Here is a 22,122-nt window from a genome sequence, read left to right on the forward strand (position 1 = left end):
GGGTCGACCACCAGGTCCGGAGTGGACGGTCGCCGGCGTTCCGACGCCTCGCGGCGGGCGGTCCGGCGTGCGGTGCGACGGCCTGGTCGCCGCAGTCAGCACGGACAGCTCGTCGGCTCGGCCCACCAGGCGAGTGACCATGCGGGTCAGGTCTCCGCGAGCGCGGCCCGGGGCGGCTGCACGGCGCCCCCGAACGCTGAACGGGGCGGCCCTCTTGTCCAGGTCGAGCATCGGTTGCCGCAGGTCGCGCCGCGGTGTCGCACCTGGCCGCACCTGAGGCGAACCGGCGCTCCCGGCCCGTCCGGCAGGTTCACGATCGCGAACGATCTGGAGCGGATCCTGGATATCGTCGGACAAGTTCGATAGAATCGAACACATGTTCGCATTCGTGGACGAGGTGGACCCCGACCTCGTCGAGCACGACACCCGCTGTGCGCACGGGATCCACGCCATGTGGTGCGACGACGCCCGCTGCCGAGGTCCGGTGATCGACCCGGACCGGGCGCCGGGCGCGCGGCTGGCGCGGCAACTGCAGGCCGCCGGTGAGATGCCCGAGCTGTTGTCGCGGACCGAGGTGCTCGACGTCGTCGAGGCCGCGGAGACCCAGATCCGCTGGCTGCACGGGCTGCGCACCCGGATGCTGGCCGAGTTCGTCGACCGCCACCCCGACGGCTCGGTCACCGCCCCACCCGGGGCGGACGAGTCGGCGGCGGTGCCGTCGCAACGCTGGGTGCCCGACGAGATCGCTCTCACCCTGGAGGTGTCCCGGCTCGAAGCGCTCGGGGAGATCGAACAGGCGAAACGGTTCGCGCACGTCCTGCCCGACACCCTCGCCGAGCTCGAGGCGGGCCGGATCTGCCTGCGCCGGGCCGAGGTGATCGCCCGCGCAACGGCGGTGCTGCCCAATGACCTGGCCCGCGCGGTCGAGGCGAAGGTGCTGCCCAAGGCGCACGACGCGACGCTGCGGCAGGTCCGCGACCGGGTGCGGCGGGCGATCGCCCGGGTCGACCCGGACGGGGAGTACCGCCGCCACAAGGAAGCCGACCGCGGCCGGCGGGTGTCGATCCGGGCGCTCGAGGACGGGATGGCGTCGTTGTGGTTCTACGGCTCGGCCGCCGAGATCGAAGCGGCCTGGCAGGTCGCCGACCGACTCGCCCGCTCACTCGGCAAGGACGACCCGCGCACGTTGGACCAGCGGCGGTTCGACCTGTCGATGCAGATCCTGCAAGGCAGGTTGACCGTCACCGACCGCACCGACCTCGAGACCGCGGTCGCCGAGGCGCTCGCCGAGTCGGACGCCGGCGGCGATGATCCTGGAGGCGCCGACTCCAGCAGCGCCGACTCCAGCAGCGCCGGGTCAGACGGCTCCGAGTCAGAGAGCGCTGAGCCCGGCGCCACCGAGTCCGCAGGCGCCGAGTCCGCCAGCGCCGAGTCCAACGCCGACAACTCCGCCAGCGCCGAGTCCAATGCTGCCGACTCCGCCGACGCGGGGTCCGGCTCTGGCGGCTCCGATGTGGCGGAGTCCGCCGGCGCAGGTACGGATCCCGACCCGACCGGGACCGACGGCCCACCCGCTGAGCCGCCCGGCGACCCGTCCCGAGACCGGCCGCCGCCCGACCACCCGATCCCGCTCGACGCCCTCACCGCCGCCGTCGCCGACGCCCTGTCACGACGCCCTGACCTGCATAACGGTGTCGGACGCAAACCCCTGATCCAGGTCGTCGTCGGCATCGACACCCTCATGGGATCCGACCGGCCCGGCGAGCTCGTCGGGCACGGCCCGATCGACGCCGACACCGCCCGCGCCCTCGCCGTGGACAGCATCATCGTCCGGCTCCTGACCGACGAGCCCACCGGCACCCTGCTCGAGCACGGGCGCAAGCACTACGCCCCGCCCGCCGCACTCGCCGACCACGTTCGCGCCCGCGACCAGATCTGCCGGGGACCCCGCTGCACCCGACGCGTACGCGACCTCGACCACCACCGGGAATGGGCCCTCGGCGGCGACACCGACCAGAGCAACCTCTACGGCCTCTGCCAGCACTGCCACCAGCTCAAGGACGTCCCCGGCTGGCACTGCATCACCGACCCGACCGACCCGAACGGCGACGTCGTCTGGGTCTCCCCGTGCGGACGGAGCACCACCAGCGGCCCGTACGACTACCGCGACTACACCGACGACCTCCCCGACCCGGTCGACCACCGGAGCGCGGCCGTCGGCGTGCGGCCCGGCCGCGAGAGCGACACCGGGATGGACGACCCACGTCCGCCGTTCTGATGCCCGGGCGGGCGCCGAGTTACACCTAGTTCTGGAGCAGACGTCCGACGGAGGCAGCGAAGTCCTCGTAGCGGCGCAGCGCGGTCACGTCGATCGTCACGTACTGCCCCATCTCGACCATGATCGGGAGGGTGAGGGAGATCTCGTCGAGCGTGTCGTGGCTGTCCACGTCGACGATGGCGATCACGCGCCGTTCGCCTGCGACCTTCCACAGGTCGACGACGACGCCCGCCTTCTTCGCGCCGAGGGCCGCCTCGGCCTCGCGCGTCCAGGTGGCGAACAGGTCCTGCTGGCTCATCGTGGCGCCGTACTCCACGTGAAAGTCCAGGTGGAAGAGCATCGGGGATCTCCGAATCCGGGTGGGGGAACGCGAACGCCGCAGGCCGGTCCGCCGGCGACGAACGACGGCGGACCGGCCCGTGGAGTGGATCAGTCCAGCTGGTTGGCCGGTGCGTAGATCGACTTGTACTCGAGGTAGTTGTTGATGCCCTCCGGGCCGAGCTCGCGACCGATGCCGGAGTCCTTGAACCCGCCGAACGGCGACCCGAGGTCGATGTCGTAGCGGTTGATGCCGATCGTGCCGGTGCGGATCCGGCGCGCGACGTTCAGGGCGCGCTCCTCGTCCGCCGACCAGACCGAGCCGCCGAGACCGTAGTTGCTGTCGTTCGCGATCCGGACCGCGTCCTCGTCGGAGTCGAACGGGATGACGGCCATGACCGGCCCGAAGACCTCCTCGCGGGCGAGCTGGTCGTTGTTGTCCACGTCGGCGAACACGGTCGGCTCGACGAACCAGCCGCGGTCCTGGTCGGACGGACGCCCGCCACCGGTGACCAGGCGCGCGTTGGAGTTGCGGCCGACCTCGATGTAGCCGAGTACGCGCTCCAGGTGCTGCGCGCTGGCCATCGGGCCACAGGTCGTGGCCGGGTCGAGCGGGTTGCCGACCTGCAAGCCCTGCGAGAACGAGGCCACGGCGTCGACGACCTCGTCGTACCGCGAGCGCGGCGCGAGGATGCGGGACTGCGTGGTGCAGGTCTGGCTGTTGTTCATGAACGACGCGTTCGGCAGGCCCGCGAGGAACGTGTCGACGTCGCCGTCGTCGAGGAAGATCGCGGCGGACTTGCCGCCGAGCTCCAGGGTGCAGCGGCGGATCAGGCGGCCGCACTCGGCGCCGATCTCGCGCCCGGCCCTCGTCGAACCGGTGAACGCGATCTTGTCCACGCCCGGGTGCGTGACCAGCGACGCGCCGGCCTCGCGGCCCGCGAGCACGATGTTCAGCACGCCCGGCGGGAGGCCGATCTCCTGCGCGACGTCGGCGAAGATGTAGGTGTCGAGCGCGGTCTCCGGCGACGGCTTGAGCACCATCGTGCAGCCGGTGGCCAGCGCCGGGGCCAGCTTGAACATGGCCAGCGCCTGCGGGTAGTTCCACGGCGTGATCGCGCCGACGACGCCGACCGGCTCGCGGCGGACGATCGTCGCGCCCTGGGCGCTCGGGCGCGCCTTCTCCAGGTCGACGCCCTGGATGACCTGGGCGTACATGCGCAGGAGACCGGCCGGAGCCGCGCCGTTGAACGCCGACGACAGCGTGATCGGCATGCCGTTCTCCTGGCTGACGAGCTTGCTCGTGCTCTCGGCACGGGCGTCCAGCGCGTCGGCGAACTTCAGCATGAACTCGACTCGCTCGGCCACGGTCGTGCGGCTCCACGGACCCTCGTCGAGGGCCTTGCGCGCGGCCTGGACGGCGGCGTCGATGTCGGCGTCGGTACCGAGGGCGGCCTCGCCCAGCGGCTCGCCGGTCGCGGCCTCGACCGCGCGGTGGGTCTCGGCGCCGCGGGGCTCGACCCACTCGCCGTTGATGAAGAAGCGCGTGCGGTCCAGCTCGGTACGGGCGTCGGCGGTGACGGTCACGACGGGGTCCTTTCCCACGGTCGGTGTGGCGACCACCACTCTGTCCGCAGATGCGTGTCTTTTCAAGAGTCGACAACTCACCTGCGGACAGCAGACGATCGGTGGAACGCGAACGCGGCGTCGCTCCCGGTCCGCGGACGAGGACACGTCCGCCGTCCGTACGGAGATCGACCGTCAGGACCGCAGGTGCAGCCGCTCCGGATGCGAGCACCGGGCCGTGCTGTCCTGCAAGGGCACGCCAGGAGGCGCGATCCTCGTGCTGCAGTTCCCCGTGCCCGTGTAGTTCGAGCACGGGCATCGGCTCCCGTCGAAATGTCCGGTACACGGGTTACCGAACATGGAGTCGCCGTCCAGCCCGGCGTTGTTCAGCATCGCCGCCGCACCTCGCCTGGCACCGATGACCAGCCGCGCCGCATCGTCCACGGTATCGACCTGTTCGGCCGACAATTCCGCGAAACTCGATTTGTCGAATATCGTCCGAATTCCTCCCGCTCGCGCCCGCACCATTTCCAGCCCCGACGGTGCGGCCTCGCGGAGCAGATCGACGATGTTACGAGGACGCGAATTCCGCCGGGAAAGTCGGTTGTGCGGATTCCTACGGAAAAAGGGCCGGAATCAGACGCGATGGCGGTCCACGGCGTCCTCGTCCCATGCGACGCCGCTGCCCGGCCCGCCGGGGATCACCACGGCGCCGTCGACGACCCGGACGGGCTCGCGCAGCACGCCCGCTGCGACGTCGAGGTACTCCAGCAGGAACGCTCCGGGAGACACCGCGAGCAGCGCGGCGCTGACCTCGGGCCACAGATGACTGGAGACCGGGAGCCCCGCGGCATGGGCCACCGGGGCGGCGCGCAGCCACCCGGTCACCCCACCGATGCGCGCCACGTCGAGCATGGCGTGGTCGCCCGCGCCCGCGGTGATGCTCGCGGTCATCTCGTCGACGCCCCACCAGCTCTCCCCCAGCTGGATCGGCGTCGGGACCGCGTCCCGGATGCGGGCGTGCCCGGCCGCGTCGTCGGCGCGGGTCGGCTCCTCCACCCAGAGCAGGTTCTCCTCGGACAGCGCCCGGATGCGGCGCACGGCCTCCGGGACCGGCAGCGTCTGGTTGTAGTCGACGGCCAGATCCGCGACGGGCCCGACGGCGTCGCGCAGCGCGTGCAGCACCTCCCGATCCCGGTCGAGACCGGCGGCCCCGACCTTGACCTTGTAGGCGCCGAACCCGAACGCGGCCAGTTCCGTCGCCTCGCGACGGACGGCGTCGGGAGCCATCGAACGCAGGCTGCCGTACGACCGGACCGGCCGCGGTTCGCCACCGAGCAGGCGCACCAGCGACAGACCGGCGTTGCGCGCCAGCGCGTCCCAGCAGGCCATGTCGATACCGGAGATCGCCATCGTGACCAGTCCCTGCGGGCGCAGCAGCCGCATGCGCCCCCGGAGGGCGGCCTCGACGGCCACCGGCGCGGCGGACGTCCCGACGACGGTGGCGCCCATCTCCTCGACCAGGCTCGTCAGCGCGGCCAGGACCGTCGGCGTGTAGCAGAACAGGTAGGCGTGGCCGACGACGTCGTCGGACGTCGTGACGTCGATCAGGACGAGCGGGGCGGCCGGGACCTCGCCCGCGGCCGTCTGCACCGGCGGGTCGAGCGGGGCCAGCACCGGCCGCGCCACGACGCTCCGGATCGTTCTCATGATCGCCTCCCCTCTCGCCGTCGCCGTCCGGTCAGCCTCGCCCGCGTCCCGGACCGTGGGCAAGACCACGCGCGACCACCCAGCCCAATCAATTGCACACTGCAATGATGTCCGTGTGCAACCCGAGGACGATCCACCGGACGATCAGCTCGTCGACGCCGTGATGACGGCGAGCCGTGCCCTGCTGGCGGTGACCGCGCGCTCGCTCGCGGCGGTGGACGAGGAGGTCACGCTGCCGCAGTACCGGGCACTGGTGGTGCTGGCCCAGCGCGGACCACGACGACCGGCCGACCTGGCCGCGGCGCTGGCCGTCACGCCGTCCACCGGTACCCGGATGTGTGACCGGCTCGTGGCGCATGGACTGGTCCGTCGCGACCGCCCGGACGACGACCGGCGGGCCGTCGCGGTGTCGCTGTCCGAGGCGGGCGAGGCGCTGGTCCGGGACGTGACGCGGCGCCGTCGCAGCGACCTCGCCCGGCTGCTGGAGGCGCTGCCCGCGGACCGCAGGCGGGACGTCGCCGACGCGTTGCGCGCGTTCTCCGACGCGGCGGGCGAGGTGCCGGAGACCGAGTGGGCACTCGCCCCGGTGCAGCTGTGAGCGAGATGGCGCGCGGCAACCGCCTGCACCGCATGCTCGTCGACACCCGGCCGGGGCTCGTCGCGCTGGCGCTGATCGTCGGCGTCGGCGCGGGGCTCGGCGCGGTCGCGTTCCGTTACCTGATCATCGGTATCACCTGGCTCGTCACCGGGCGGGACGACTTCTCCGACGCCGGCCGGGTCGCCAGCACCCACCTGCCGTGGCTCGGCGTGTGGTTCCTGCTGCTCGCCCCGGTCCTGGGTGGACTCGTCTACGGGCCGCTCGTGCACCGCTTCGCCCGCGAGGCCCGCGGCCACGGCGTGCCCGAGGTGATGTACGCCGTGGCGCGCAACGGTGGCCGCATCCCGCCACGGGTGGCGGCCGTGAAGGCGCTGGCGTCCGCGCTGTGCATCGGCACCGGCGGGTCGGTCGGCCGCGAGGGCCCGATCGTCCAGATCGGATCCGCGCTCGGGTCGTCCATCGGAGGGTGGCTGCGGGTGCCGTCGCACCGGCTGGTGCTGATGGTCGCCTGCGGTGCGGCGGGTGGGATCTCGGCGACGTTCAACGCCCCGATCGCCGGTGTGGTGTTCGGGCTCGAGCTGATCCTGCGCGCGTTCACCGCGGAGGCGTTCGGCGTGCTCGTGCTGTCGTCGGTGACCGCGAACCTGCTCGCCCGCTCGCTCGTCGGCGACGACACGATCTTCCACCTGCCCCGTTTCGCGCTTGGCTCGCCGGCGGAGCTCCCCCTCTACGCCCTGCTCGGCCTCGGAGCAGGTCTGGTCGGGTGGGGATTCTCGCGGTTCCTCTACCTGGTCGAGGACGCGTGCGACGCGATGTGGCGCGGTCCCGAGTGGCTCCGGCCCGGCGTCGGCGGCCTGCTGCTCGGCGCGCTGCTGCTCGCCCTGCCGCAGATGTACGGGGTCGGCTACCCGGTACTGCAGTCGGGCATCACGGGCGCCTACGCGGTCGGGTTCCTGCTCCTGCTCGCCGCCGGGAAAATGGTCGCGACGAGCCTGACGATCGGCATCGGCGGTTCCGGCGGCGTGTTCGCGCCCTCGCTGTTCGTCGGCGGCATGGTCGGGACCGCGTACGGCGTCGCGGTCCACGCCGTGCTGCCCGGTCTCGACCTGTCGCCGGGCGCGTTCGGGCTCGTCGGCATGGCCGCCGTGTTCGCGGGCGCCGCACACGCCCCGATCACGGCCGTCCTGATCGTGTTCGAGCTGACCGGCGACTACCCGATCATCCTTCCGCTGATGGCCGCCGTCGCCCTGGCCACCGGCGTCAGCCACCTGATCTCCCGGGAGAACATCTACACGCTGAAGCTCGTGCGTCGAGGCGTGGACATCCAGTCGGAGCCCTCCCGGACGTAGCACCACCGTGGCGCGTTCGGAGGTATGGCTCGCCGACCATGTGTCCTACACTCGGCCTTCGATGTGATCTTGCTCACATGATCACCGTCTCACCGAGGAGACCCCGATGGCGTTCGATCCGCGTGCCGAGACCGGAATCCCGACCGAGCCGGTGGGGTCGATGCCCCGCCCGTCGACGTTGCAGGAGGCCTACGCCGCCTACGACGAGGGAAAGATCGACAAGGCGGCTCTGGAGCAGGAGCAGGAGGCCGCGGTCAAGGACACGATCGACCGCTACGAGTCGACCGGTGCCACGATCATCTCCGACGGCGAGCAGCGGTGGTCGTCGTTCGCCACGTACCCGATCACCGACACCCTGGCCGGCACCGGCCTGGCTCCCTCGCTCGGACCGGGCGGACAGTTCTTCGCGATCTTCGCCGACGGGCACGGACGCCAGCTGCCGAAGCTCGAGCGGGGCCCGTTCGAGTACCAGAACTACGCCGCCGACTCGTTGAAGAAGTCCATCGCCTACGCGAAGAAGCCGATGAAGCAGGCCGTCATCGCGCCGTCGATGCTGGCGCTGCTCTACCCGCTCAAGGACCCGGTGGACGGCTACAGCCGCGAGGACTTCGAGGCCAAGCTCATCGACGAGTGCGAGAAGGACATCCGCGACGCGTTCGCCGCGGGCGCCGCGCGTGTGTCCGTGGACTTCACCGAGGGCCGCCTGGCCACCCGTGAGGACCCGCGCAACCCGTGGACCGGCGCCGGGTTGCTGCCGCACTTCATCGAGCTCAACAACCGGGTGATGGCCCGGTTCTCGCCCGAGGAGCGGACCAACATCGGGATCCACACCTGTCCCGGTGGTGACCGGGACTCCGTGCACTCCGCCGACGTGCCCTACAACAACCTCCTCCCCGAGATGTTCACGATCAACGCCGGCTACTTCCTGATCCAACTGGCGAGCGAGCGGGAGAAGGACCCGGTCTACGAGTCCATCGGCAAGAACATCCGCACCGACGCCGACGGCGTCACGCAGATGGCCTACATCGGCGTGATCAACCCGGGCAACCCGCGGGTCGAGGGCGCACAGGAGGTCGCCGACCGGCTCGTGCGGGCCGCGGACTTCATCCCCAAGGAACAGCTCGGCTCGACCGACGACTGCGGGTTCTCGCCGTTTTCGATCGACGAGAAGCCGAACCACGGCTCGCCGGACTTCGCCCGCGACGTCGCGTTCCAGAAGATCAAGAACCGGGTCGACGGCACGAAGATGGCCGCCGAGAAGCTCGGCGTGGGGTGAGAATGCCCGCGTGACGGCCGCGCGACTCACACGCGGCCGCCACGTCCGCCCTCACCGGTACGACCGGAGGAACCCGAGATGTTCGATGCCCGCGCCACGACCGGGATCCCGACCGAACCGGTCGGGTCGCTGCCCCGCCCGCAGGCGCTGCTCGACGCGAACGCCGCGTTCGACGACGGACGCATCGACGAGGCCGCCCTCGACGCCGCGCGCGACGACGCGGTGCGGGACACGCTCGAGCACTACGCCGCGACCGGAGCGCCGGTCGTCTCGGACGGCGAGCAGCGCCGGTCGTCGTTCGCGGCGTACCCGGTGACCGACACACCGGGCGTCGCCGCGGAGCCGCCGGACGTCCTCGTCGACGGGCACGGGTGGCAGCTGCCCGGGCGGGTCGACGGTCCGTTCCGCTACCGGGCCTACGCGGGCGACGCGCTCGCCCGGTCGATCAGCCTCGCCACCGTGCCGATGAAGCAGTCCGTCGTCTCGCCGTCGACGCTGGCGTTGCTGTACCCGCTGCACGAGCAGACGCCGGACTACCCGGCGGACCGGTTCGAGCAGGATCTCGTCGACGAGTGCGAGCGCGACATCCGGTCGGCGTTCGCGGCCGGCGCGGTCCGGGTCTCGATCGACTACTCCGACGGGCGGCTCACCGCGGGCGGCGGGTCGCGGCACCGCCGTCCGGAGAACGGCCTGCCCACCCACGGGATCGAGTTGATCGCCCGTGTGATGCGGCGCTTCACCGCCCGCGAGCGGATGCACATCGGCGTGCACACGTGCGTGCCGCCGGACCGCGGCGCAGCGGGCGCACCGTCCTATCTGGAGCTGCTGCGCGAGATCCTGCGCATCGACGCCGGCTACTTCCTGCTGCAGCTCGCGGGCGAGCCGGACCGGGACGCGGTCTGCGCGACGATCGGCGAGCACCTGCGCGCCGACGGCGGAGGCGTCACCCCGATCGCCCACCTCGGTGTGATCGACACCCGCAGCCCGCACGTCGAGAGCGCGCAGGAGGTCGCCGACGTGCTCGTCCGGGCGGCCGCGCACATCCCGGCCGAGCAGCTCGGCTCCACCGACGACTGCGGGTTCTCCCCGTTCTCGCGCGACCCGCGCCCGCTGGCCGGGCTCACCGACCTGGCGCGCGGCATCGCGTTCCGCAAGATCAGGAGCCGGGTCGACGGCACGCTGCTGGCCGCGGAGAAGCTGGGGTTCGCCTGACCGCGACGCCGCTCGGTGCCGGTCGTCGGACCTCGACGGCGGCGCGTCGGGCCAGGCTGTAGGGCGGCCTGTGCGATGGGGTGGCCCGCACTCGTCGCGGGCAGACGCGGCCCGTCACCGCTGACTACCCGCCGGGGCGGCCGCCGCCCAGCGACCGCAGGTCGACGCTCGGCAGGGGCCGGGTCAGGTCGGCGATCACGACGCGGTCGCCGGGGCCGACCCCGGACAGGATCTGGGTCAGCCCGGCCCCGACGGCGCCCACCTGCACCGGCGTCGACCGGGTCTCTCCGTCGGACAACAGCGTCACCGTGTGCGACGTGCCGTCGGTGCGTACGGCGGAGCTCGGCACCGCGACGGCGTCGGCGACCTGGGCGGTCACGATCGCGACCGACGCTCCCCGGCCGTCCGGCTGCGACGCGGCGCCGGGCAGGCCGACCGTCACGTCGTAGGCGGCCGGGCTCCCGGCGGCCGCGGTGTCGAGCAGCCCCACCGAGGTCACGGTGCCGGTCAGGGGCGCGGTCGCGCCGTTCGGCGTGACCCGCACGGTCTGGCCGGTCCTGACCATGCCGACGGTGACGTCGTTGACGGCGACGGTCACCTCGTCGCTGCCCGGGCCGAGTACGACGATCTGGCCGTCCGCCGCGGCGGCGACCTTCTGACCGACGGTGAGGTTCACGGCACCGACGGTCCCGTCGATCGGGCTGACGATGGTCGCCTGGTCGAGGGACTGCTGCACGACGGCGACGGCCGCCTCGTCGGCGTCCACCTCGGCCTGGTCGGCGGCCAGCTGCGCGGCCGAGACCGCAGAGCCGCCACCGGCGCCCGAGCCGCCCGCCGCTCCGGACCGCCCCGCCGACGCGCCGCCGGACCGGGACGCCGCACCGCCGCCCGCCGCATCGGTTCCGGGTTCCGCCGACGGCCGGCCCGCGGAGCCGGTCCCCGCCCGACCCTCCGTGCCCGACGGCTGCTTCCCGCTCGCCCCGGCCGCACCAGGTGCGATGGTGCCGGGACCACCGGTGCCCGCGCCGCCGGGAGCCGAGCCGGTGCCGCCGTGACCGCCGGTCGCACCCTGACCACCAGTCCCGCCCTGACCACCGGTGCCCGAGCCACCCGAGCCCGAGCCACCCGAGCCCGTCCCGCTTCCACCGCCGGCGCCGCCTCCGCCCGAACCGCCGGTACCGCCCGATCCCGAACCGCGACCGGCCGCCGTGAGGGCGTCGTCCAGGGCCTTCTCGTCCGCCGCGACGGCCTGCTCGTCCTCCGCGACGGACGTCTGCCGCGCGAGCACCGACTCGAGCGCCGACGCGCAGCCCGCCGGCATCCCCGACACCGCGCCGGAACCACCGGAACCGCCGGTGCCGCCGGAACCACCGGTGCCGCCGGTGCCGCTCGTGGCCGGAGGATCGGTCGTCGCCGACGCGTGCGGGGACCGGCCGGTCGACGCACCACCGCCGGACGTGCCGTCCCCGGTCGAGGCGCCGCCCCCGGCCGCCCCGCTCCCGCCGCTCGGTGTGGGGGTGGGCGTCGGGTCCGGTGTGGACGACAACGTCGCCGGTCGGGCGACCGCGCCATCGGCGAGATCGCCCAGGAACGCCGACGGCTGCGTGCCGGACGTGCGGCACGCCTTGTTCGCGGCGGCGAGCGCGGATCTCGCGGCGGCCAGGTCGATGTCCGTGCGGTGCTGGTCCGCGAGAAGCTGGGCCTGCAGGTCGGGAATCGAGCGGCCGGCCGCCGGGTCCGTCGCCACAGCGGCAGCCGGGTCGGGTCCGCCCGCAGCAGCCGGACCGGCCGCTACATCCGGCGCGACCGCGAGCGCCGGGTCGGACACCGCTGCAGCGGGTTCGGCCGTGGCAGCCGCCATCGGGCCGGTCGTCGACACCGCCGGCTCGGCGTGCGCGTTCCCGTCCGCAGGGACCCGGTACGCCGAACCGGTCACCCCCGGCTGGGAGCCGGTCGCACCGCCCGCACCCCCACCGCCGCCCGTGCCGGACCCGGAGCCGCCGGAGCCGCCGGAGCCGCCGGAGCCGCTGCCGGGGGAGCCGTTGCCCGAGCCGGTGCCGCCGCTGCTCTGCCCCGACTCGTCGGAGGCCAGGCGGTTCCGGGCGGTGGCCAGAGTGGACTGTGCCTGGGCGAGCTGGGCCCGCAGACTCGTCGTGTCCACGGTCGCGAGCGGCTGACCGACCGTGACGTGCTGCCCGATCGTCGCGGGCACCGTCGCGACCGTGCCCGCGACCGGGAACGCCAGGCTCGCCCGGTTCACCGCCGTGATCGTCCCGCTGCCGGACACCGTCGACTCGACGGCGCCGCGGACCGCCGCCGCCGTCCGGTACCGGGAGCTCCCGTCGTCGCCGCTCGCGGCGGCCAGCCCGGCCACGACGGCGACGAGGACGGCGGCGGCGACCACGGCCACGACCAGCAGCCTGCGTCGGGATCGAGGCATGTCATTCGCTCCGCAGGGCGTCGATGGGGGCGAGCCGGGCCGCCCGGCTCGCGGGGTAGACCCCGAACGCGAGGCCGATCCCGATGGACACGGCGAGCGCGAGGAGCGTGGCGGGCACCGAGACCACGACCGGCTGGCCGATGGCCGTGGCCAGCAGCACGGACCCGACGATCCCGAGGATCGTGCCGCAGACCCCGCCCGCCAGGCCGAGGACGGCCGCCTCGACGAGGAACTGCCGCCGGATCACCTTCGGCGTCGCACCGAGTGCCTTGCGCAGGCCGATCTCGCGGATCCGTTCGGTGACCGAGACCAGCATGATGTTCATGACGCCGATGCCGCCGACCAGCAGCGAGATACCCGCGATGCCGGACAGCACGACGGTCAGGATGTCCGTGATCTGGTTCGCCGTGTCCAAGATGGACTGCTGGCTGGTGATCGTGAAGTCGGCGGAGTCCGGCGTGACGTCGTGGTGCAGGGCCAGCAGCTCGCCCTCCGCCTCCTGGTAGGCGGCCGACACGACGTCCTGCGACGCCGCTTGCAGGTAGATGTTCTGCACCGACGTCGCCGCGGTGCCGCCGATCACCCGGTCCGCCGCTGTGCTGAGCGGCAGGACGGCCTGGTCGTCCTGGTTGGCGCCGGCGCTGGACCCGGCCGGGTCCAGCACGCCGATCACGGTGAGCGGGACCCCGCCCGCGGCGACCGTCCGCCCGACCGGCTCGCGGGTGCCGAACAGCTGCTGCGCCGTCGTCGCGCCCAGGACGACGACGGCGCCGTGCCCGGTGACGTCGTCGGCGCTCAGGAAGCGCCCGTCGCCGATGGTCCGGGACCGCACCGCTGCCCAGTCCTCGGTCGTGCCGACGACGGTGGTGGTCCAGTTCGTGCCCTCCGCGGTGAGCGACTCGGACTTCTGCACGGTCGGTGCGACGCCCGCGATGTCCGGGGCGGCCGTCCGGTCCCGCAGGGCGACGGCGTCGGCCTCGGTCAGCGTGGACGCCGTGCCCGCGCCGCCGCGGACCCCGCCGGTCGACGTACTGCTGCCGGGCGTGACGACGAGCAGATTGCTGCCCAGCGCGTTGATCCGCTGGTTGACGCTCGCCTGCGCGCCCTGGCCGAGCCCGACGGTGAGCATGACCGCCGCGACGCCGATCAGGATGCCCAGCATGGTCAGCGCGGAGCGCATCCGGTGCGCCCGTACGGCGTCCAGCCCCGTCCGGATCGTCTCCGCCCAGTTCACGACGCCACCCCTGCGGTGTCCGAGACGACCTCGCCGTCGTGCAGGCGCAGCACCCGTCGTGCGCGGGCCGCGACGTCCTGCTCGTGCGTGATCAGCACGATCGTGCGGCCTGCCTCGTGCAGCTCGTCGAGCAGGTCGAGCACGTCCTCGGTGGACGACGAGTCGAGGTTGCCGGTCGGCTCGTCGGCGAGGATCAGGGCGGGGTCGGTGACAAGCGCCCGCGCGACGGCGACCCGCTGCTGCTGCCCGCCGGACAGCTCGCCCGGCCGGTGCGCGAGGCGCTCGCCGAGCCCGACGCGCTCCAGTGACGCCTCGGCCCGCCGCCTGCGCTCGGCGCGTCCGGTCCCGGCGTAGCAGAGCGGCAGCTCGACGTTCCGCCACGCCGGCATCGACGGCAGCAGGTGGAACTGCTGGAACACGAAGCCGATCCGCTGGTTGCGCACCGCGGCCAGCTCCTCCTCGGACATCCCGCCGACGTCGGCGCCGGCCAGCCGGTAGGTGCCAGCGGTCGCGACGTCGAGGCAGCCCAGGATGTGCATGAGCGTCGACTTGCCGGAGCCGGACGGGCCCATGATCGCCACGTACTCGCCCTCGGCGACGGTGACGTCGACCCCGTGCAGGGCGGTGACCTCGAGCGTCCCGCTGCGGTAGGTCTTGGTGATGCCGGTCAGCTCGAGGAGCGGGGACGGGTCGGGGGTCATCCTCCACCGCCCTGTCCGGTGCCCGTGCGGCCGTTCCCGTCGCCGCCGGCACCGCCGCCACCGCCGAACGGTCCGCCGCCACCGAACCCGCCGCCCCCGCTGCCGGCGGTGGCCGCCGGGTCGGCAGCCGGTGCGGCCGGGACCACGATCCGCATCCCGTCGTGCACTCCCGGACCGCTGATCTGCGAGTTCCCGTCCGACGACAGGCCGACCGTCACCAAGACCGGCACCTGCTGGCCGTCGCGCTCCTCGCGGACGACGGTGCCCCCGTTCTCCTGGTGGACGGCGGCCGTGGGCGCGACGAGGACGTTCGTGGCCTGCTCGACGACGATCTGGACCTGCGCGCTCGCGCCGTCGTGCAGCCCGTCAGGGGTCCCGCTGACCGTGATCGTCACCGGGTAGGTCGCGACGCCCGTGGTCGTCGTGGCGACGAGTCCGACCGTGGAGACCGTGCCGGCGACCGGCGTGGTGGCCCCGTTCGGGGTGATCATCACCTGCTGGCCCGTCCTGACCTGCGAGATCTGGGTGTCGTCGACCGAGGCGTCCACCTCGAACGTGTTCGTCGACACGACCACGATCTGCGACGTCGACGAGCCGGACGCCGACGACGTCGAGGCCCCGGAGCCACCCGCCGAGGAGCCGGATGCTCCCCCACCTCCGCCGGACGCCGACCCGGCGCCGCCGCCCGACCCGGACGTCCCGCCGCCGCCCCCGGACCCGGAGCCGCTCGACGCGGCGGCCGCGCCCGACCCGCCCCCGGACGCCCCGCCCGCGATCTGCTGCCCGACCGTCAGGTCGACGGCGGCGACCGTCCCGGCGAACGGCGCGGTGAGCGTCGCCCCGGACAGCGACTGCCGCGCCTCGTCGAGCTGCGCCTGCGCGGCCGTCACCGCCGCCTCGTCGGCGTCCCGCTGGGCGGCGGACGCGCCGGAGTCGGCGTCGACCTTCGCCTGCGCCGAGGCGAGCGTCGCCTTCGCCTGCGCGACCTGGCTCGGCAGCGACGCGGCGTCGATCGTCGCCAGCGTCTGGCCTGCGGCGACCGTGTCCCCCACCTTCACCGGGACCGACGTGACCTTCCCCGCGGCGCCGAAGTCCAGATCGGCCTCCTGCGCGGGCGCGATCGTGCCGCTCGCACCGACGGTGCGGTGCACCGATCCGGTCGTGACCATGCCGAACCGGGGCTCCGGCGTCGCGGCCGACGACCGGGTCACCCAGACGACCACGGCGGCGATCACCACGACCAGTATCCCGATCGCCACCAGCACCCTGCGTCGCGTCAGGTGTTCCCGTACCGCCGGCATGCCCACCCGTTTCTCGACGACTCGCTGTGCAGCCGAGTATCGAGGCGTCGACGGGTCCGGTTACTGAGCCGATCTCAGATCCGACAATCCGGATCACGACATCCCGGACGCGGCGAGCGGGTCGTAGCCGGCAGACGTGAACAGCGACTGCATCTGGCGCCTGCGCACCCCGATGTTGGAACCCTCGATGACCGGGTACGCGAGCGCCTCGTCGAGGTGACGCTGGAGCGGGAACGCGGTGTCGTAGGCCGAGACGCCGACGACCTGGATCAGCCTGGTGATCACCTCGACGGCCGTCTCCGATCCGAGGACCTTGGCGTGCAGGGCCCACTCGAGCGCGTTCGGATCGCCGGACAGCGCCGCGTCCAGCGCACGCCATGACAGCAGCCGGGTGGACTCGATGCGGGCCTTCGCGTCGGCGAGGGCGTCCGAGACGGCCTGGTGGGAGATGATCGGGACGGCTCCGCCGCGGCGCTCGGTCGTCGCGAACCGGTACGCGACGTCGAACGCCTGCCGCATCGCCGCCACCGAGAACGTCCCGATCGACGCGCCGCTGCCGACGAACGCGTTGCGGGTCAGCTCGACCCCCTGCCCCTCGGCGCCGAGCAGGTTCGCCCGCGGGACGCGGACGTCGCGCAGCCGGACCTGCGCGGTCAGGCAGCCGCGCAGACCCGGCAGGTCGTAGAGGTGTTCGACGTCGACGTGCCCGGCCAGGTGCTCCCGCTCGGCCACGACCAGCGAGACACCGCCCGGCGCCCGGCAGACGATCGTCATGACGTCCGGCCCGTCGCCGTCCCATCCGGGCAGGTGCGACGCCCACGCCTTGGTCCCGTTGATCACGTAGTGGTCGCCGTCCGGTTCCGCCGTCGTACGGGTCCCCTCCGCGGGGGCCGGGGCGTCGAAGTTCGCGCTGCCGCCCGGTTCCGAGTAGGCCATCGCGGCGACCGGTGCGCCGCCGTCGGCCAGGAACGGGGCGACGAACCGCTCGATCTGCTCCGGCGTGCCCACCTGGTAGACCGGCACCAGCGCGATCAGCGGGCCGGCCATCGAGATCACGAAGTCCGGGCTGTGGCAGGCCCACTCCTCGATCAGGACCGCGGCGTCCACGCCGCTCCCGGCGGCGCCCCCGAACGGCACCGGGATCAGCCCCTTGAGGAATCCCGCCTCGACCGCCTTCTCGAACGCGGGACGGGCGAGCGCCGCGCGACGGGCCGGGTCCGGTTCGTCCCGGACGGCCGCGGCGAGGTCGCGCAGGTGCGCCTCGGCGAACTGACGGGCCACCTTCTTCAGCTGCTCCTGCTCGGGCGAGAGCGTGAACGAGACCGGCATGGGCACCTCCGTCGTCGACGTGAGGCCCCAGGATCGCGACGGCGGCGGGTGGCGTCTGTTCAGTCCGTGCGCGGTTCCTGCACATTCCGTGCGCGCGCCTCGGTCGGGGTGCGCCCGAACCGGCGGCGGAACGCCCTGCTGAACGACGACGGGCCGTCGAAGCCCACGGAGGCGGCGATCTCGGTGACCGACGAACGCCCGCCAGCGTCGGCGAGCAGCGTCGCGGCCCGCTCGAGCCTGCGGCGGCGGACCATCGCCGCGAACGTCTCGCCGCCGGCGCTGACGGCGGCGTGCAGGGTACGGGCCGAGACACCGATCTCGCGGCTCACGGTGGCGACACTCAGCGACGGGTCGGCGAGACCCCGCTCGACGTGCCGCTCGATCTCCGCCCGCAGCACCGCGCGGCGGTCGTCGGATCCTGCTGCCCGCTCCGCGGCGACGGCGCTCACGGCCGAGACCATGGCGTGTTCGACGTCCGGTGTCCCGGCACCGGCCTCGAGGCCCCACATCGACGCCATCACGGCCGTCACGACGCCTCCTGCGCCCGTGGCGTCCCAGCTGCGGCCGGTCAGGGACCGCACCGCGTCGAGCCGCCCGCCGATCATCGCGTGCGGGATGCGGTAGGACACCATCCCCCACGGGTCGTCGAACCCGAAGTGGTACGGCTCGGTCGTGTCGACGACGGTGAACCGCCCGGGCCGCACCACCGCCCGTCGACCGCCCTGCTCGACGGCGCACGTGCCGGCCGTCTGCACGTTCACGAACACGTACGCGCCGTCGGTCCGGGCGACCTCGCGGGCGCCGTGCGCGGTGCGCTGCGGCTGCGACGCGAGCCGCGCCCTGACGATCTGCCCGAGCGGGCGCGTCTCCACCCGGCTGTGGAAGTCGTCCGTCGCGCGCAGCCGGGACGGCGTCAGCGGGACGAACGCCTCGCAGATCACCTCGCGCCAGTAGCCGAACTGCTCGCCGGGCGGCCGGGCCGCCACGTCCCACACCGCCATGCCGCACCTCCGGTCCCGGGGAAGCGTCACGCGTCCCGGCCGGACGGTCAATGCCCGCCGGTCCGGGTCAGCAGGCGGCGCGCGTTGTCGGTCGTCAGCTCGCGCCACGTACGCCCGTCCCCGGGAGGCGGCGCCGCGTCGACGGAGGCGACCTGGGCGCGGACGGCGGGCTCCGGCGTCCAGCAGAAGTCGCTGCCGTAGAGCAGCCGGTCGACGCCGAGCGTGCGCTGCAGCGTCGGCACCTGGTGCGGGAACGGGGTCCCGGCCGTGTCGAACCACAGCCCGGCCAGCTGCTCCGGCACCGGCGTCCCGCTGCCGTCGCCGAACGCGGTGCGGAACAGCTCCACCCGGTCGGCCAGCAGCGGCAGCGCCCCGCCGCCGTGCGTGGCGATCCACCGGATGCGAGGGAAGCGCGTGAGCGTCCCGGACAGCGCGAGGTCGGTGAACGCGCGGGTGGTGTCGAACACGAACTCCAGCATCGGGCGCGGGCGGCCCGAGGTGAGCGCCTCCGCGCCGGGCGGGGACGTCGGGTGCACGAACACGGCGGCGCCGCGCCGGTCCAGTTCGGACCACAGCGGCTCGTGGTCCGGGTGCCCGAGGTAGCGTCCGCCCGCGTTCGTCTCCACCGTGACGCCGTCGCTGCCCAGCTCCCCGAGCGCGTGCGCGGCCTCGGCGAGCGCGCCGTCGACGTCGGGCAGCGGGAGGGAGGCGAAGTGCCCGAACCGGTCCGGGCGCCCGGCCCGCAGCGCGGCGCCGTACTCGTTGACCTCGCGGGCGAGGTTCCGGGCGGCGGCGTCGTCGCCGAAGTGGACCCCCGGCGAGGACACCGACAGGACCGATGCCGCGATCCCGCAGGAGTCCATCAGGGCGAGGTGCGCCTCCGGGCTCCAGTCCGGCCAGCCGGGCATGCCGTCCGGGTGGTCGTGCCCGGCCGACCGGGCGGCGTCCACGTAGGACTCGGTGACGAAGTGGGCGTGGACGTCGACGAGACTCATGGGCGGGCTCCGGGGATACTCGGGCGGATGGACACGTGCGAGGAGGCACGTCGATGACGCGCACGGTTCGGGGCCGGGAGTGGCTGCTCGACCTCGCCCCGGACCGCGACGGGGTCGCGCTGGAGCACGCCGCCGGGGCGCCGGCGAACACCGCCGACGCGGTGGAGCGGGTCGGCGCGCCCGCGGTGTGCTGGGCGGTCGCGATCGGTGAGGACATGGCCGCCCACATCGTGCGGGAGATCCCGCAGTTCGGCGGCGGGAACAGCCCGTTCGAGATGCTGCGCAAGGGGACCGAGTCGTCGGTCGTACGCGCCCTGCTGCTGTTCGCGCAGCCGGACGCGGGCCTGGCCACGATCACCGACGAGTCGCTGGAGGGCATCCGCGAGTTCGTGCGGCGGGGGATCTCGCTGGACGGCGTGCTGCGCGGCATCCGGCTCGGACACGCCGAGATGGCCCACGCGTTCCTGCGCGCCTGCGAGGCACTGGTGGCTCCGGACCGGCTCGCCGACGAGATGAAGGCGATCTCCGACGAGCTGTTCGCGTTCGTCGACGGCTTCGCGGACGCGATGACCCGCGAGTACCTCGCCGAGTACGACCGGTGGACGACCAGCGCCGCGGCCACCCGAGCGGAGACCGTCCGCACGATCCTGGCCGGCGACGACGTCGACGTCGCGGCCGCGTCCCGGGTACTCGGCTACGACCTGCGTCGCAGGCACGTCGGCCTGGCCATGTGGACTCGGTCGGTGTCGGCCGACGCGGGTCTGCACCTGGCGGCGACCGAGCTGCTCTCGGCACGCGGGGCGACGTCCACGCTGGTCGTCCCGATCGGGTCCGGTCAGCTGTGGGCGTGGGGTGCGATTCCGGCGAGCGGGCCGGGACCCGCGCCGGCACCGACCGGGCCGGACGTCCGGGTCGCGTTCGGCACGCCGGGCGCCGGCGTCGACGGCTTCCGGCGCACCCACCGGGAGGCGCAGCGTGCCGAGCGGTTGCGGCGGCTGTCCGGCGACCACCGGGACGGCGCCACGGAGTACGACGACGTCGTCGTCGCCGCCCTGCTGGCCTCCGACGTCGTCGCGGCCGGCGAGTTCGTGCGCCGCGAGCTCGGCGACCTGGCCACGCGCGGCGAGCAGGCCGCGGACCTGCGCACCACGCTGCTGCACTATCTCGACGCCGAACGCAGCCTCGTCACCGTCGCCGGTGAGCTGCACGTCGCCCGAGGCACGGTGGCCTACCGCGTGAAGCGGGCCGAGCAGATCCTCGGACGCCCGGCTGGTGAGCGCAGGCTCGCCCTGCACGTCGCGCTGTTGCTGGCCGACGAGCTGGGGGACGCGGTTCTCGGCCCCGCCTGAGCCCGCCGTGGCCGGCGCGTCGGACGGTGTCACCGGGGCAGTCGACCAGCCGCGACGAGCGAGGCGCTCGTACTCCCGGCACAGGACCGACTGCGCGCGTTGGTCCCGCAGTCCGAACCACCGTGATCACCGTCACGCCGGTCCAACGCCGTCGCGCACGCTTGCACTCCGGGACCAAGAGCCGAAGGGGGTCCGGGCTGTCTCCTGATGCCCTGCACGGACCACCCCCTGTGGCGAGGAGAAGAGACGATGACCATCCTGCTGGACCGCCCCGGCGCCACCGACGCCGACCGCGAGCGACGGGCCGATCTCGTCGGCCGCGCCGCGAAGCTCGTCCCCACGCTCGCCCGCAACGCCGCGCGGACCGAGGACGACCGCCGCGTCGTCGAGGAGAACATCGCCGCGATCGACGAGGCCGGGCTGTTCTCGATCATGCGCCCGAGCCGGTTCGGCGGCATGCAGACCGACTTCCGCACGAAGCTGGAGGTCTCCCGCGAGCTGGCCCGCGGCTGCGGCTCGACGGCGTGGGTGACCACGCTGATGAACGTCTGCTCCTGGTTCACCGGGCTGTGGCCGGAGCAGGCCCAGGTCGACGTGTGGGGCGAGACCCCGGACGCGCGGGTCGCGGGTGTGCTGGCCCCGACCGGCTCGGCCCGCGAGGTCGACGGCGGCTGGATCGTGTCCGGCCGCTGGGGCTGGGCGTCCGGCTCCGCGCACTCGCAGTGGGCGCTCGTCGGGCTCCCGCTGACCGACGCCGACGGCAACCCGGTCGACCAGGGCATGGTCCTGATCCCGATGTCCGACATCACGATCGAGGACACCTGGTTCGTCGCCGGGATGCGCGGAACGGCGTCCAACACGCTCGTCGCCGACGGGGTGTTCGTGCCGACGCACCGCTACCTCTCGGTCGGCCCGGCGATCGTCGGCGCGAACCCGTCCGACGAGGCGCTCTACCGCTCGGCGTTCGTGCCGGTCGCCGCGCTCGTGCTGGCCGGCCCGCAGCTGGGCATGGCGCAGGCCGCGCTCGACCTCGTCGTCGACAAGGCTCCGAAGCGCTCGATCTCCTACACGTTCTACGACACTCAGGTCGGCGCCCCGACCGTGCAGCTGGCCGTCGCGAAGGCCGCGTCGTTGATCGACTCCGCGCACCTGCACGCCTACCGCGCCGCCGCCGAGATCGACGAGCTGGCCGCCGGCGGCGAGTACCCGGACTACGACGTCCGCGCCCGGATGCGGATGGACACCGGCGTCGCCGTCACCTACGCCCGCGAGGCGATCCGCACGCTGGTCTCCGCGCACGGCGCGTCCAGCTTCGCCGAGTCCAGCCCGTTGCAGCGCATCTGGCGCGACAGCGAGACCGCCAGCCGGCACGCCGTCGTCAACCCGGAGATCTCGACCGAGATCTACGGCAAGGCGCTGCTCGGCATCCGCGGCGACGTCACGGCGCTCGTCTGACGGGCGTGTC

General features: G+C 73.5%; 18 protein-coding genes. 7 read left to right on the forward strand and 11 right to left on the reverse strand.

Annotated features, from left to right (window positions below):
* Window positions 1-376: 376 nt before the first annotated feature.
* Window positions 377-2,278, forward strand: a complete 1,902-nt coding sequence (locus EV378_RS13340; RefSeq protein WP_132424663.1) for an HNH endonuclease — start codon at window positions 377-379, stop codon at window positions 2,276-2,278.
* Between the two features lie 25 nt (window positions 2,279-2,303).
* Here EV378_RS13340 and EV378_RS13345 read toward each other — a convergent pair whose 3' ends face one another.
* The 4 genes from EV378_RS13345 to EV378_RS13355 form a co-directional block, all read right to left on the reverse strand.
* The gene (locus tag EV378_RS13345; RefSeq protein ID WP_132424666.1) at window positions 2,304-2,618 is read right to left on the reverse strand and encodes a muconolactone Delta-isomerase; all 315 of its coding nucleotides are present in this window, start codon (window positions 2,616-2,618) and stop codon (window positions 2,304-2,306) included.
* A gap of 89 nt (window positions 2,619-2,707) precedes the next feature.
* On the reverse strand, window positions 2,708-4,183 hold the full coding sequence (locus tag EV378_RS13350; RefSeq protein ID WP_132424669.1) for an aldehyde dehydrogenase: 1,476 nt from the start codon (window positions 4,181-4,183) through the stop codon (window positions 2,708-2,710).
* Between the two features lie 174 nt (window positions 4,184-4,357).
* The gene (locus EV378_RS37050; protein ID WP_424511218.1) at window positions 4,358-4,690 is read right to left on the reverse strand and encodes a DUF6422 family protein; all 333 of its coding nucleotides are present in this window, start codon (window positions 4,688-4,690) and stop codon (window positions 4,358-4,360) included.
* Window positions 4,691-4,798: 108 nt separating this feature from the next.
* Complete coding sequence (locus EV378_RS13355; protein WP_243653434.1) at window positions 4,799-5,872, reverse strand: enolase C-terminal domain-like protein; 1,074 nt, start codon at window positions 5,870-5,872, stop codon at window positions 4,799-4,801.
* 115 nt (window positions 5,873-5,987) lie between these two features.
* Here EV378_RS13355 and EV378_RS13360 point away from each other — a divergent pair, with 115 nt between their 5' ends.
* The 4 genes from EV378_RS13360 to EV378_RS13375 all read left to right on the forward strand — a co-directional run bounded on the left by EV378_RS13360 (window position 5,988) and on the right by EV378_RS13375 (window position 10,307).
* The gene (locus EV378_RS13360; protein ID WP_243653435.1) at window positions 5,988-6,470 is read left to right on the forward strand and encodes a MarR family winged helix-turn-helix transcriptional regulator; all 483 of its coding nucleotides are present in this window, start codon (window positions 5,988-5,990) and stop codon (window positions 6,468-6,470) included.
* A 5-nt stretch (window positions 6,471-6,475) separates the two neighbouring features.
* On the forward strand, window positions 6,476-7,819 hold the full coding sequence (locus EV378_RS13365; RefSeq protein WP_207908767.1) for a chloride channel protein: 1,344 nt from the start codon (window positions 6,476-6,478) through the stop codon (window positions 7,817-7,819).
* A gap of 106 nt (window positions 7,820-7,925) precedes the next feature.
* Window positions 7,926-9,095 (forward strand): uroporphyrinogen decarboxylase/cobalamine-independent methonine synthase family protein, encoded by a 1,170-nt coding sequence (locus tag EV378_RS13370; RefSeq protein ID WP_132424672.1) that lies wholly within the window; start codon window positions 7,926-7,928, stop codon window positions 9,093-9,095.
* A gap of 78 nt (window positions 9,096-9,173) precedes the next feature.
* Window positions 9,174-10,307, forward strand: a complete 1,134-nt coding sequence (locus EV378_RS13375; protein WP_132424675.1) for a uroporphyrinogen decarboxylase/cobalamine-independent methonine synthase family protein — start codon at window positions 9,174-9,176, stop codon at window positions 10,305-10,307.
* Between the two features lie 124 nt (window positions 10,308-10,431).
* Here EV378_RS13375 and EV378_RS13380 read toward each other — a convergent pair whose 3' ends face one another.
* The 7 genes from EV378_RS13380 to EV378_RS13410 all read right to left on the reverse strand — a co-directional run bounded on the left by EV378_RS13380 (window position 10,432) and on the right by EV378_RS13410 (window position 19,308).
* Window positions 10,432-12,747: a permuted SH3 domain-containing protein gene (locus EV378_RS13380; RefSeq protein WP_132424678.1), complete on the reverse strand. Its 2,316-nt coding sequence runs from the start codon at window positions 12,745-12,747 to the stop codon at window positions 10,432-10,434.
* Between the two features lies 1 nt (window position 12,748).
* A complete protein-coding gene (locus EV378_RS13385) occupies window positions 12,749-13,981 on the reverse strand; it encodes an ABC transporter permease (RefSeq protein WP_132424681.1) in 1,233 nt (410 codons plus the stop codon).
* Window positions 13,978-14,682, reverse strand: a complete 705-nt coding sequence (locus EV378_RS13390; RefSeq protein WP_132424684.1) for an ABC transporter ATP-binding protein — start codon at window positions 14,680-14,682, stop codon at window positions 13,978-13,980. Before EV378_RS13390 ends, EV378_RS13385 begins: the two co-directional genes overlap by 4 nt.
* Complete coding sequence (locus tag EV378_RS13395; RefSeq protein ID WP_132424687.1) at window positions 14,679-15,983, reverse strand: efflux RND transporter periplasmic adaptor subunit; 1,305 nt, start codon at window positions 15,981-15,983, stop codon at window positions 14,679-14,681. Before EV378_RS13395 ends, EV378_RS13390 begins: the two co-directional genes overlap by 4 nt.
* A 93-nt stretch (window positions 15,984-16,076) precedes the next feature.
* Complete coding sequence (locus EV378_RS13400) at window positions 16,077-17,312, reverse strand: acyl-CoA dehydrogenase family protein (RefSeq protein WP_132424690.1); 1,236 nt, start codon at window positions 17,310-17,312, stop codon at window positions 16,077-16,079.
* A gap of 59 nt (window positions 17,313-17,371) precedes the next feature.
* Window positions 17,372-18,313 (reverse strand): helix-turn-helix domain-containing protein, encoded by a 942-nt coding sequence (locus tag EV378_RS13405; protein WP_132424693.1) that lies wholly within the window; start codon window positions 18,311-18,313, stop codon window positions 17,372-17,374.
* A 47-nt stretch (window positions 18,314-18,360) separates the two neighbouring features.
* On the reverse strand, window positions 18,361-19,308 hold the full coding sequence (locus tag EV378_RS13410) for an amidohydrolase family protein (protein ID WP_132424696.1): 948 nt from the start codon (window positions 19,306-19,308) through the stop codon (window positions 18,361-18,363).
* Window positions 19,309-19,361: 53 nt separating this feature from the next.
* Between EV378_RS13410 and EV378_RS13415 the strand changes: the two genes are divergently transcribed.
* The gene (locus EV378_RS13415; RefSeq protein ID WP_132424698.1) at window positions 19,362-20,657 is read left to right on the forward strand and encodes a PucR family transcriptional regulator; all 1,296 of its coding nucleotides are present in this window, start codon (window positions 19,362-19,364) and stop codon (window positions 20,655-20,657) included.
* Window positions 20,658-20,906: 249 nt separating this feature from the next.
* A complete protein-coding gene (locus EV378_RS13420; protein ID WP_132424701.1) occupies window positions 20,907-22,112 on the forward strand; it encodes an acyl-CoA dehydrogenase family protein in 1,206 nt (401 codons plus the stop codon).
* Window positions 22,113-22,122 lie beyond the last annotated feature (10 nt).

This window comes from Pseudonocardia endophytica (assembly GCF_004339565.1).
Taxonomy (GTDB): Bacteria; Actinomycetota; Actinomycetes; order Mycobacteriales; family Pseudonocardiaceae; genus Pseudonocardia; species Pseudonocardia endophytica.